A 12,745-nucleotide genomic window follows, 5' to 3' on the forward strand; every position below is an offset into this window, starting at 1 on the left:
GAATGCCTTTCTTATTTTAATACATATACCCACTCAATTGTATCTCCTGGTTTTACTGTAACTACACCAGCACTACGGTTCGGAAATGCACCATTCACACGATATTTCCATCCACTAGTATCAGCAATATCTTTTTCATATAAATCATTAATACCTTTTACATAAATGCTATCTTTTGATCCACTTGCATCAACATCTAATCCTGTACGCTGCAACACTTTATAAACAGTATCGCCTTCTTGTACATCAACCTTTGTCGCACCTAATAAGTATCCTTCATGTCCTTTTACGGAGATAGTAACTTGTTTTACCTGTGGTTTAGGTACCGGTACTGGATCTGGTTTTGGTGGTACAGGAGTTGGTACGGGCGGAGTCGGTATCGTTTTATTCTCTTTATTCGGATCTACCTTTTGCTCCTGCTTTGGTGTTTCTTTCGGCTGATTGACAACCTTTGCTTCTTCTTTTACTTCCTGTGCTTTCGGTTGCTGTTGTTTCTCTTCTTGTGCTTTTTGTTGTTCTGGTTGTTTAGTAGCAGATTGCTCCTGAGGTTTCTCTTCTTTCTTTACTTCAGGTTGTTCCTGCGGCTTTTCCTCTTTCGGCTGCTCTGCTACTTTTTGTTCTTGTTTCTCTTCTTGTTGTTTCTGTTCCGGCTCAGCTTGTTTCTCTTCCGGTTTCACTTCTTCTTTCGGTTCTTCTTGTTTTGCTACCTCTTCTTGCTTTGGCTCTACTTTCTTCTCAGGCTTTACAGCCGCCTCTTCACATCCGGCAAGTAGCCCGAGTGAAAGCATTAAAGAAATGAACCACTTCATCTTACTCATGTTCTCTCTCACCTTTCATATAAAAATTAGGAGCAAATCATTGCTCCTAATTTTTGTTAAGCTGCTTTACGTCTCCATAATACATATGCAGAAGCAATACATAATACACCCATACCTACTTCTGTAGCTGTACTATGAGAAGATGCTCCTGTTTTCGGTAGCATGTTTTCATTTTTAACTGGTTTATTATCTACAACAACTTTTACATCTTCATCTTTTGTTTCTTGTTGTATTTGTTTTTGTTCTTTCGGTTCTTCAGTAATTTCTTTTTCTATTACCTTATTTTCTGGCTCTTCAATCGGTTTCGGCTTAATTACTTCATCATCGCCTACATTAGACCAGTCATAAATAGACTTTCCGATTTCTTTAAATTGAACTAACGCTAAAAGAGCTTGCTCTGTAGCCATTCCGTTACCATTTTGATCACTTGGTAACCATTTAAATTCACCATTTGGAAGTTGATATGACAGCAGACTTTGCACTGCCTTATGAAGACGATTTTGATCTACATCTTTAACAAGTGATAATCCAATAATTGCTTGCGCAGTACTATTAGAATTCTCTTGTCCATCAGCAGAAAAACCACCATTTTTTAGCTGTTCGTTATATAAATACGCAACAGCTTTTTGTACAGCTGGTTTCACATCTGATCGATCTTGATAAGGTGCTAACGCGGATAAAACCATACCTGTTACATCGACGCTACTAGCACTATCTTTACTACCTGAACTAGTATAAGTCCAGCCACCATCTGTATGTTGCGTGTTTAAAATTGCATCTACTAAAGCAACTCGATTCCACTTTGCTTCGACTGGAATTTCATATTTATTCGTATCAAAGGCAAGTAACGCAAATGTATAACCTGTAACAGAATTTACTTTATCAGATTCATACAATTTTTGAACTAAGTTATGTCCGCCTACCTTTTTAGGGTCTGCACTCATTGCATTCATCATAATAATCGTTCTAGCTAAATCTGTTGCTGAAAAACGATTTATACGCTTTTCCACTTTTTCTGTTACTGCCTTAACATAATTTAATTGCGCCTCAATTGGTACATTCTTTCCAGAACGAGAAAGCCCTAGAGCTACCCAATCACTCTCTATTCCATCTTGTAACATCTTTTCAGACGTTTTAGAAATTGCTTCGTTTACTTGCGCTGCTGGAACTTGAATGTTCTCTTGCTTTGGTTGTTCTGGTGTTTTTGTTCCATCTGGATTTTCCTGTTTTGGATCATCTGTTTTTGGCTCTTCTGGTTTCTCTTGTTTTGGATCATCCGTCTTTGGTTCTTCTGGTTTCTCTTGTTTTGGATCATCCGTCTTTGGTTCTTCTGGTTTTTCTTGTTTTGGATCATCTGTTTTTGGTTCTTCTACCGTTTTACAAGTACCAAATTTATCTAATGTTTGTTGTAATGTTTCTTGACTCATATTGCTCCAGTCTGAAACAAAACGGAAAACAACAACATCTCCAGATTTTAATTTATAACTATCCGCTCCAACTTCTGCAGATTTATCATTTACATCATACAGCCAGCCACTTGTAGCCCCGGCCATTAGCCCATCAATGCCTTTTACATACGTTCCAAACGACATCGTTTCAGCTTCTACTTTGTCCCCCATGATTTTTTGCAGCAAACTTAAAGCTGTTTCCCCATCTTTAATTTGCTCTTCTTTCGGACATAACATAATGCCATTTTGTGATTCACCAACAATTGCAAGTTTTGCTGTATTTCCTTCAGCAAACGTAATATGTACTGTATTCGCAAAAGAAACAAATACAAGTATAACTGCCATTAACGACGTAAGCAGCCATTTTTTCAACATTGCCATCCCAAAATTTCCTCCCTTACTACTATTCACACAAAAAAAGACCCTTCAAGGGCGTGCAATTGACACTCTTTTTTTGTAAGTGTCGAACAAACTGTGCAACACCTCCTACCCGCATCATTCGCCGCTATATTTGTATAGGAAAAATAATTTTGTTCATGAACGTATCATTGTGATAACATTCACTTTTTTAGGCACGACTTACTTCCATTTAAGTTATCGTAAAACGATAAACCTATACATTCTGTTAATTTTAAATTTCTGTATTATTTTACTATTGACAAAGAATTTTGTCCATGCTTTATCGGATTTATTTTCTAAGAATAGTAACTTACTAACCTTTAACGACGCAAACTTTTTTCACTAATAATGACGCCATCTTCATCCACATAAACATAATCATTTGGCTTCCATTCTACTTGTCCAAATTGCAATGAAATATTTCGTTCTCCTTTCCCTTCTTTTACACTTCTATTTGGCATCGTCCCTAACGCTAAAATACCAATATTAATATTCTTTAGTTCACTAGAATCACGAACATATCCATTTACAATAATTCCTGCCAGCTTTCTTTCCTCTGCAATAGCTGCCAAATTATCACCGAGTAACGCACAATTCGTAGACGCTCCACCATCAACAACTAATACCGTTCCTTCCGGTAATGTTTGTAATCCTTCCTTCACTAGTACATTATCATCCTTCACTTTCACCGTTGCAATTTTCCCGTGGAATTGTTCTTTCTTCCCAAAAGATCGAAAAGACTGGCGACATATTTGTAACTCCTTTTCAAACTCATCACATAGATCCGTAGTTTTCCACATCTTTTTCCCTCTTTTCCTTTTACTTTCTATTTAACATATTCTTGGATTATTTTCGTTTCCCTGTCTAATGTTGCAATAATTTGTATGTGCAGGAAAGGACAGAAAAACTATTGCCTTAAGAAGCCACCTTTATTATAATCTATTTCACAGATAAATTTCAGAATATTAAAAATCAACCAAGTGAAAAAGGAGGGATTTTATGCAATTACAAACTGAGGTAAAAAAACAACCTAGTAAACGAAAGTTTAAAATGCCTGACGCGTACGTACTACTATTTTTTATTGCCTTACTTTGTGCAATAGCTACTTATTTCGTTCCTGCTGGAGAATTTAAAAGAGTAACAAACGGGACTGTTACAACGACAATACCAGGAAGTTATCATTCTGTTCCACAATCGCCAGTAGGGTTTGTTTCTTTTTTTACCGCTATTGAAAAAGGAATGACACTTGCTGCTCCTATCATCTTCTTAATTTTATTTACAGGTGGAGCCATTGCCATTCTTGAAAAAACAGGTGCTCTTGACGGTTTAATCTATCATGTGATTAACAAATTTCGGAATCAGCAATTACTTTTCATTTGTATTGTCGCCGCACTCTTTTCTCTTCTCGGAACGACTGGCATTATCGTTAACTCAGTTATCGGCTTTATCCCCATCGGCATCATCGTTGCACGCACATTGAAATGGGACGCTATCGTTGGCGTAGCAATTATTTATTTAGGCACTTATGCTGGTTTTAATGCTACTATATTATCTCCCTCACCTTTAGGCATTTCACAAAAAATCGCAGAACTTCCGATGTTTTCAGGGATTGGGTTACGTACAGCAATCTATATCTCTTTTTTAATTGCTACCATTTTGTATATTAATTGGTATATAAAACGTTTAAAAAAATCGAATAAAGGAAGCATACTCGGCGATAACTGGTTTCCAAGTAATGCTCTTTCAAGAGAGAAATAGAGAAAACTGAAGTTCCTTGGACAATACGTCACAAATTAATTTTACTCGTCTCAGCTTTATCATTAATTGTATTTTTAATAGGGGCTTTTCGACTACATTGGACAGATGCAGAAATGACCGCTACTTTTATTTTCATCGCAATTACAGCAGGAATAATAGGCGGTATGAAAGCGAACGATATCGCTTCTACTTTTCTAGCAGGCTGCCAAAATCTCATATACGGTGCTTTGATCGTCGGAATGGCTCGCTCTATTTCAGTCATTCTAGAACAAGGCAAATTACTTGATACAATTGTTAATCAACTCGCACAGTCTCTCGAAGGACATAGCCCTGTATTTGGCGTTATCGGTATGTATGTAAGTAGTGCCGCATTACATTTCCTCATTTCATCTGGGACAGGAGAATCTGTTATTTTCATTCCGATATTAGCTCCATTAGCTGATTTCATGCACATTACACGCCAAGTTACAGTACAAGCTGTTATGCTCGGCGAAGGTGTAGTGAACTGCTTAAATCCAACTTCCGGTGTTTTAATGGGCGTTCTCGCAGCTAGCGGCATTTCTTACGGAAAATGGATTCGATTTATGGCTCCTCTTGCATTCATTTGGTTTATCATTGGACTTATTTTTCTTATTATTGGAGTGAATATTGAGTGGGGACCGTACTAAAAGGTTTACAATATACTTAACTTGATGATACAAAAACATCTATTCTATTTTCCTCTCCAATCCTATGAAAATTATTGATTCTAGTATAGATGTAAGAAGGGATTGATCATTATGATCAATCCCTTCTTACAAAATATAATACCTTTACAAATCTTAGTTCCAAATTTTATTTACCCATTCCGGATGATCAATAAAAGGATTGCGATTATGTTGATATTTTGTAAAAATTATTTCATTACGCTTTCGCTCTAAATCATCGACCGGATCTTGTTCATTCCATTTTAGTAATACAGAGAGTTTCCCCATGTACGGATCTTTATTGTTATTCACCTTTTCATTTAGTTCCAAATCTATTTCACCGCTATCCCCTTCGTAACGAACAGCCATGTAAAACAGCATTCTAGCGATGTCTCCTTTTACGCTATCACGAGGTTCCCAAGAATCACTATCATATTTACATTCTGTCGCTTCCAAATGATTCACACCACCATTATCAAAATCCAGATTTCCACGTGAACTATTTACAGATACATCCGTCGCTCTTAAATGATGCAGATCTGTTCCAGGTCCTGCAGCCGTTCCAAAATCACCATGAGATTTTGCCCAAACATGCTCTCGGTTCCAGTTATTAACTCCTGAACCATTCGTAAGTTTCCCTTGCGAACGCCCAGTATATAAGAGTATTACATTGTTTTTATTATTTGGATCTTCATCCGTATCTCTTAGCGCTTCCCAAACCGCACTGTATGATAACTTTGTATGATCATCAATAATATTATGAAGTTCCTTCTTTAGTTCCAAACCCGTTTTTCCTATTGCATTATTATAATATGTATCGTCATAGCTTTTTACAGTCATCTCTTGTGGTGATACAGAAGCTACTTCACCATGTATAGTATCTGTGAATGATAGAGATGCAGAACCTAAAATAAAGAATGAAGATAGTGTAACCATAGCAAGCTTTGTATTTCGAAACTTCATATACCCATTTCCCCTTTAAAATATAATTTGAAGTCATTTACTAAAAATGTCCTCCCTAAAACTACGAAAACGTTTAAAACTCCATTCCCCTTCTCTTTTTATTTAATACAAAACCCTATTCAGTCTGTATCATTTCCATACTTTTGGTTTATCTACTTTTCAAACAAATTCACTTTTCACAAGGAATATCCTTCCCTAGTAAAGATTATTAAACTATTCTTTACAATTAAAAAGTAGTTTAATGTTAACTTATAAATTTCAATTTTTTTATGCAATTATGCATATTTAATAAATTTTTCAAAAAAAACCGTGCAATAAAACAGATAGAGTCTAGGACAGCAATCGTACAAATCGAGATGATAGCTCGGCTCTTCCTTTTTCCATAACTGTCTTTATTTTTTGTGTAAAACTCTTCTTTCTCTGAAAAATAAGTACAAAAATAGATTGGATACCATGTAGGCACCAATCTATTTTTATTAAAGAAACTGTGTTAATTCTGCATTGACAACACGTTGTGCAGTAATGATAACACTTTCAGCTGTTATTCCATAAACACTATATAGTCCACCAGGTTGATTAGGAACAATTTGAACTTCATATTCTAATGCTTGTCCAAAAGCAGGATGAACTAAACTTAGAGTTTCAATAGTAGAAGCATTAGAATTCACATTGAAATTCACCTGTTCAATTAATACTATTGAACCGTCAAGTCTAAAAACTCTAGCTACTCCAGTAAGCGGGCCAGCAGTACGGTTAAGGATTTTCACCCTAACTCTATTTGCATTAGCAGGTTGATTTCCCAAGTTTTCAATAGGACCTGTAGTAAAAGCCATTTTACATTCACCTCCATTATATTATTACGATATTCAATGTTATATATTAACGCTATAAACTAATTACTCAATTTTTTCTAAATAAAAAAGCTCATTTCTTATATTTTTCAATAAGAAACAAGCTTTTCTTTTTCAACTATCATTCCTAAGGTAAATCTATCTGTCTCGGAAACTTTTGGAGTTAATTGACATTTATGTTGAGCATACAACTACTTCTATTTATTTGGCATCGAAGCCATATACTTTTTAACTACTTCATATACATATTCTTGATTTGCCGCTGCTGTATTTGGATTGTATTTTCCGCCGTTTGTTTTATTGTTAGATAATACTCTAATTCCTAAAAATGGTACGTCATAAGCTTTTGCGATTTGCGCTGCAGCAGCGCCTTCCATTTCTTCTACAGATGTACCGTATTTTGTATGGAACCACTTAATTCTATCAACTTCATTATTCCAAACGTCTGCTGAACCTATCGTACCCTCAACCACTTTACCTTTTGTATATGTATCTTTCACTGCATTAGCTGCTGCAAGTAAATCCTTATCTCCCTCGTAGTATCGGATTTTCTCAGCATTTGGATCTTCTCCTGCACTTCCTTCAGAAGCCATTAAATCCATAGATATCCATTTTGTTGGCTCAATCCCTTGATTCTCATCCATATTTGTGGTTTTTAATGTACCTATATTTGCAACTTGTTTTCCTAACACAATATCAAATACGTTTAAATTAGGATCATGGCCACCCGATGTTCCTTGGTTAATAATCGCTATAGGCTTATATTTTTCAATAGCCACTGCTGTAGCAGCTGCTGTATTTTCCATTCCTTTACCTGTTTTCGCAACGATTACAGGATAATTGTCGACAGTTCCTTTATAAAATACAAATGTTCCAGATTTTTCTTCTTTCACATTTTTCAACCTTTTCGCAAAACTTTCAGCTTCTATCGGCATTGGCCCTTGAATTAAGATTGGTTTTTGATTGGTTTTTGCCTCAACTTGTTTCGGACTCGCATTACATCCCGCAAGTATCGAGAGTGACAATGCAGCAGTAGTTACTAGGGCAGCACATTTTTTCAACGTATTCTTCTTCATAAATAATCTCCTCTTTCTCTTGTTGTTTTCTATACTCGATACTTTTGGTCCAAACAAAAAAGTTCTAGAAATTGTAGAAGAATCTCTACTTTCTAGAACTACGGTAGTCAAAGTTAATGAAGCAAAAGACGAGGTCAATGCTACATTATAGAACGGTAGCGGCTCCATACACAAACCGACCGAATACTTTAACCCGTAGTCCAGTTCTTTCATTGGGAACTAGGTAGAAACGCTCGGACCATATTACCGAGTATATACGAGTGATGTTATTCAAAATTATTATATGGATAATATAACAAACTATTAGTGTAGACGCAATATAAATATGAACATTATTTTATTTCACCCTAAAAATGTTCGTCTTTAAAATGTTTTATACTGAAAAAATCTTTTTTTTGATGTTTTATACCGCGAAAAACATAATCCGTATACTTAATTAGATTATCCTACAACAACCGTTAAGAAACATCTATCTAAAATAAAAAGAAGTTCCATAATATTTAGAACTTCTTCCCCTATGTATATTTACTTCGTTATCTCACCAAACTGCGCTCTCGTTACTTTCGCCAAATCTTCCACTTTCAGCTCAATTTGTATACCAATTTTTCCGCCACTTACAATGATCGTTTCAAGTAATCGGGCGCTTTCATCGATACATGTAGAAAATAACTTCTTCATTCCGACTGGTGAACAACCACCGCGAATGTATCCTGACACTTTCGTAATATCTTTTACTGGAATCATTTCAATTTTCTTTTCACCAACTGCTTTTGCCGCTGCTTTTAAATTCAGTTCCTCATCTACCGGAATGATAAACACATGATAATTTTTACTATTCCCTTGAGCGACTAACGTTTTATATACTTCTCTCACTTCTCGTCCAATTTTCTCGGCTACTGACACGCCATCAATTTTCCCATCGTCTGGATCATATGACATCATCGAATATTCAATTTTTTCTTTATCTAATATTCGCATCGCATTCGTTTTATCTTTTTTCATGTGCTTCTCCTTAAAAGGTTATTTCATATTATTAAGTTTTCTTTTATTATACACCCTTTTCCATTTCTCCTACATAACTTCACGCATTTTTCAAAACTGAAAATATTGATATTTCAAAAATCATCTGATATAATTTGGAAAAACTTATGTTAAGGAGAGATTTGTAATGCGAAATTTTAATACTTCTTTCCAACTTCATCATCATACGTAACGCCGTGTATCCGAAGAAAATTTTTTCTTCGTGGGTACAGGGCTTTTCCTGTTTACCCACGAAGCGTTCATAAAGCTATGTGGGTATTTTTATACCCGCATAGCTTTTTTTAATTTAAAAAAGGAGTGATTACAGTGGAAATGAAAAATGTAAAAGGAACAAAGGACTATTTACCAGAGGAGCAAGTGCTGCGAAATAAAATTAAAAGAGCGTGTGAAGATACTTTTAAACGTTATGGCTGTAAACCGTTAGAGACACCTACGTTAAATATGTATGAACTTATGTCTTACAAGTATGGCGGTGGTGATGAAATTTTAAAGGAAATATATACACTTCAAGATCAAGGAAAACGTGAGCTTGCTTTACGTTACGATTTAACAATTCCATTCGCAAAAGTCGTGGCGATGAATCCAAATATTCGTCTACCTTTTAAACGGTATGAAATTGGGAAAGTATTTCGAGATGGTCCGATTAAACAAGGGAGATTTCGTGAGTTTATACAATGCGACGTTGATATAGTCGGTGTTGAGTCTGTCATGGCAGAAGCTGAACTTATGAGCATGGCGTTTGAACTGTTCCGAACGTTAAACTTAGAAGTAACGATCCAATATAATAACCGAAAATTATTAAACGGTATTCTTCAGGCGATTAACATCCCTACTGAATTAATGAGTGACGTAATATTATCATTAGACAAAATTGAAAAGATCGGGATTGATGGTGTACGGAAAGATATATTGGGGCGTGGAATTACTGAAGAAATGGCTGATACGATATGTAATACCGTATTATCTTGTCTAAAGCTTACAATTGCTGACTTTAAAGAAGCTTTCAATAATCAACTCGTTACCGATGGAATAAACGAATTACAACAATTACAGCAATATTTAATTGCTCTTGGAATAAACGAGAATGCTATATTCAATCCGTTTTTAGCACGAGGACTCACAATGTACACAGGTACCGTATATGAAATCTTTCTAAAAGATGGCTCGATTACATCTAGCATCGGTAGTGGTGGTCGTTACGATAATATTATCGGAGCATTCCGTGGTGATAATATGAACTATCCAACAGTCGGTATTTCATTCGGTTTAGACGTTATTTATACAGCACTCTCACAAAAAGAAACAAAATCCTCTACAGCGGACTTATTTATTATCCCACTCGGGACAGAATTACAATGCTTGCAAATTGCCCAGCAATTACGATCCACTACTTCATTGAAAATTGAACTTGAACTAGCAGGACGCAAACTAAAACGCGCCCTTAATTATGCCAATAAAGAGAACATCCCTTATGTACTTATTATTGGTGAAGAGGAACTTAGTGCAGAAACCGTTATGCTAAGAAATATGAAAGAAGGTAGTGAGGTGAAAGTTCCTCTTGCTTCTTTAAGTAATTATTTATAATAAAAACCACCCTCGTTTGGGTGGTTTTTCTATTTTATAAATAACCTATAATTAGTTTACATAAAATAATTATAATCCACTCAAAACTACAAATATATAATATCCAATCACCTGTTATTTTTGGTAATATATAGATATAGATTGTTTTAGGAGGATTAACTTTGAAAACCTACATCCAAGCACTAAAATGGACTACAGGGATCTATCATCTTTTATTACTTCCTTGTTATTATTTATTTCCAAGTCTTGTTAACCTATATGGGATACCTTTACTACTATTGATTGTTTTACATATCACTACTTTTTTATTAGCTAAAAAAGAAGGCATGAATACGTATCCTCATTATATCGGTATTATCGTTACTCTAGTTGCCTTCTTTCCTTATATAGCAATCGTTCTACATATTATAGCAGCAATCTTCCTTTTATTAAACGCTACTTCCACTACTAAAAATGAAGTTTTTAACTCATAGTAGGATAAATCGAAATTTTTATTACCGATGGTGTTGTCTATATTAGCACACACCAAAGTCTTTTTCACAAGTAGCACGCCTCCCGCTAACTCTTTTGCTTCAGTAAAGTTTTGAGGTGAATCGGCAAAGAGCAAAATCAGTAGCACACTCTAGCCTTATTGCTAATATCCAAAAAGGATTTACTTTTTAAGTAGATCCTTTTTTAATAGAAAAGCGAATTCCTTACTTTGGATTAATGAAAGAATATTCCAATTTATTTTTATAAAATTCTAAATATTTACAATAAACTCAAACTAACATACATTTTAGTTACACAAAAAAATCTAAGTTTAAAGGAGATGAATTCATGCTTAAAAAGTTGGTAGTAGGTGCAATGTTAGCTGCTTCATCATTAACTGTCGGATTGGGATCAGTATTAGCTAGTACCGAAAAGGATTATACGATTGCCTCTTTCGAATATGTAACTGTGGATGAAAAGGCTGTAGATTCGTTTCACAAATTGGGTGCTCCATCAAAGGAAGACGTAAAAATAACTTTAGTTCTACCGAAACAAAATCAAAATGGAGACTGGTTATCTTATGGATTTTCGAACAAAGAAAGTTTAGAGTCTTTTATTGAAAAAGATAAACAAAGGTTGAATCATACAATCACTCCCCTTGGTGTTGGAGGGAGCGGACCTGGTAGTACAGACTTCTATAAACGTACAGGTAGCGAGTATTTTTCTCTAAGTAGCGGTTATAAAAACTTGTCTCCTAGTTGGCAAAATCAAATTGTTTCTGTACGTACAGCAGCTCCTACTGCTAGCTATTCAACAACGCTATGGGAACGTACTTCAACTGAAGGATATGGAAAAGGTGTTGTTTTTAGACATGCTGATTGGTATGGTAAAACTGCAAACTTGAGTGACTTTTTAACTTCAGCAGTTGAAGTTAAAAAGTAAAAAACATAGAAATAAAGTGAAACTTTAATCAGTGGGGGGTTTGTTGATCCCCCACTGATTATTAGCCTTCACCAATCGGGCTTTTACGGGCAGCCCGATCCCCACCTAACTTCTTTGCTTCCACTGAATTTTGAGGTGGGGGTCTTACTGCCCGTTAATGCGGGATAAAAGGTGTTTCCACATATGGAAACACCTTTTATTTCTACAACTATTTCACATATCTCTCCTATATCCATTTCAACTCTTAACTTTTATTTTGTGTATTTCTACTTTCCAAAACTTTCTCCATATTATGAGTTGCCCATTCCATCATTAATAGAATCATTGGACGAAGTGATTCACCAAGCTCAGTTAACGAATATTCTACTTTTGGAGGTACTTCGCGGTACACTTCGCGATGTATGATACCATCTGCTTCAAGTTCTCTAAGCTGCAGTGTTAACATTCTTTGTGTGATATTAGGTTTTAATCTTTTTAATTCATTAAACCTCTTTGTACCATCTAATAAATGATACAAAATAACCCCTTTCCATTTCCCTCCAATGACCTCAACCATCGCTTCCACTGGACAAGAATATTTATTTAAAAATGGGTAATTTATATTATTTTCGTTTGAACAATCCATAATAAATCCCTTCCCTTAACATTAGTATCTTTTTTGATACTATACCACATAAATGTGCGTACTTGTTTCTATGTTACTTTAAA

Annotated in this window: 11 protein-coding genes, 1 pseudogene and 1 riboswitch; of the genes and pseudogenes, 4 read left to right on the forward strand and 8 right to left on the reverse strand. The window is 35.2% G+C overall.

Annotation, left to right across the window (positions count from 1 at the left end; genetic code table 11):
* Positions 1-11: 11 nt before the first annotated feature.
* The 3 genes from MHH42_RS16350 to rraA form a co-directional block, all read right to left on the reverse strand.
* Complete coding sequence (locus tag MHH42_RS16350; RefSeq protein ID WP_340893615.1) at positions 12-818, reverse strand: DUF4430 domain-containing protein; 807 nt, start codon at positions 816-818, stop codon at positions 12-14.
* A 56-nt stretch (positions 819-874) separates the two neighbouring features.
* A complete protein-coding gene (locus tag MHH42_RS16355) occupies positions 875-2,647 on the reverse strand; it encodes a DUF4430 domain-containing protein (protein ID WP_070173512.1) in 1,773 nt (590 codons plus the stop codon).
* A 338-nt stretch (positions 2,648-2,985) separates the two neighbouring features.
* Positions 2,986-3,465: a ribonuclease E activity regulator RraA gene (gene rraA, locus MHH42_RS16360; RefSeq protein ID WP_000266041.1), complete on the reverse strand. Its 480-nt coding sequence runs from the start codon at positions 3,463-3,465 to the stop codon at positions 2,986-2,988.
* 199 nt (positions 3,466-3,664) lie between these two features.
* On the opposite strand from rraA, the pseudogene MHH42_RS16365 reads away from it, so the two are divergent.
* Positions 3,665-5,091, forward strand: a pseudogene (locus MHH42_RS16365) (YfcC family protein).
* A gap of 153 nt (positions 5,092-5,244) precedes the next feature.
* Here the strand turns inward: MHH42_RS16365 and MHH42_RS16370 are convergent.
* The 4 genes from MHH42_RS16370 to ybaK all read right to left on the reverse strand — a co-directional run bounded on the left by MHH42_RS16370 (position 5,245) and on the right by ybaK (position 9,001).
* On the reverse strand, positions 5,245-6,072 hold the full coding sequence (locus MHH42_RS16370) for an endonuclease I family protein (protein WP_002039134.1): 828 nt from the start codon (positions 6,070-6,072) through the stop codon (positions 5,245-5,247).
* A 476-nt stretch (positions 6,073-6,548) separates the two neighbouring features.
* Positions 6,549-6,905: a hypothetical protein gene (locus MHH42_RS16375; protein ID WP_000896124.1), complete on the reverse strand. Its 357-nt coding sequence runs from the start codon at positions 6,903-6,905 to the stop codon at positions 6,549-6,551.
* A 215-nt stretch (positions 6,906-7,120) separates the two neighbouring features.
* Positions 7,121-7,999, reverse strand: a complete 879-nt coding sequence (locus MHH42_RS16380) for a 5'-methylthioadenosine/S-adenosylhomocysteine nucleosidase (protein WP_097926559.1) — start codon at positions 7,997-7,999, stop codon at positions 7,121-7,123.
* A gap of 176 nt (positions 8,000-8,175) precedes the next feature.
* Positions 8,176-8,279: riboswitch (purine riboswitch) on the reverse strand.
* Positions 8,280-8,524: 245 nt separating this feature from the next.
* Positions 8,525-9,001, reverse strand: a complete 477-nt coding sequence (gene ybaK / locus MHH42_RS16385) for a Cys-tRNA(Pro) deacylase (RefSeq protein WP_000710868.1) — start codon at positions 8,999-9,001, stop codon at positions 8,525-8,527.
* A 345-nt stretch (positions 9,002-9,346) separates the two neighbouring features.
* On the opposite strand from ybaK, the gene MHH42_RS16390 reads away from it, so the two are divergent.
* From MHH42_RS16390 to MHH42_RS16400, 3 genes are all read left to right on the forward strand, one after another.
* On the forward strand, positions 9,347-10,624 hold the full coding sequence (locus MHH42_RS16390; RefSeq protein ID WP_016108812.1) for a histidine--tRNA ligase: 1,278 nt from the start codon (positions 9,347-9,349) through the stop codon (positions 10,622-10,624).
* 161 nt (positions 10,625-10,785) lie between these two features.
* Positions 10,786-11,097, forward strand: coding sequence for a hypothetical protein (locus MHH42_RS16395; RefSeq protein ID WP_000860715.1), 312 nt, complete (start codon positions 10,786-10,788; stop codon positions 11,095-11,097).
* A gap of 346 nt (positions 11,098-11,443) precedes the next feature.
* On the forward strand, positions 11,444-12,037 hold the full coding sequence (locus MHH42_RS16400) for a hypothetical protein (protein WP_000914493.1): 594 nt from the start codon (positions 11,444-11,446) through the stop codon (positions 12,035-12,037).
* A gap of 244 nt (positions 12,038-12,281) precedes the next feature.
* Here MHH42_RS16400 and MHH42_RS16405 read toward each other — a convergent pair whose 3' ends face one another.
* The gene (locus MHH42_RS16405; RefSeq protein WP_000340657.1) at positions 12,282-12,662 is read right to left on the reverse strand and encodes a winged helix-turn-helix transcriptional regulator; all 381 of its coding nucleotides are present in this window, start codon (positions 12,660-12,662) and stop codon (positions 12,282-12,284) included.
* Positions 12,663-12,745: the final 83 nt, after the last annotated feature.

The sequence above is a fragment of the Bacillus sp. FSL L8-0099 genome, from assembly GCF_038006385.1.
Classification (GTDB): domain Bacteria; phylum Bacillota; class Bacilli; order Bacillales; family Bacillaceae_G; genus Bacillus_A; species Bacillus_A toyonensis.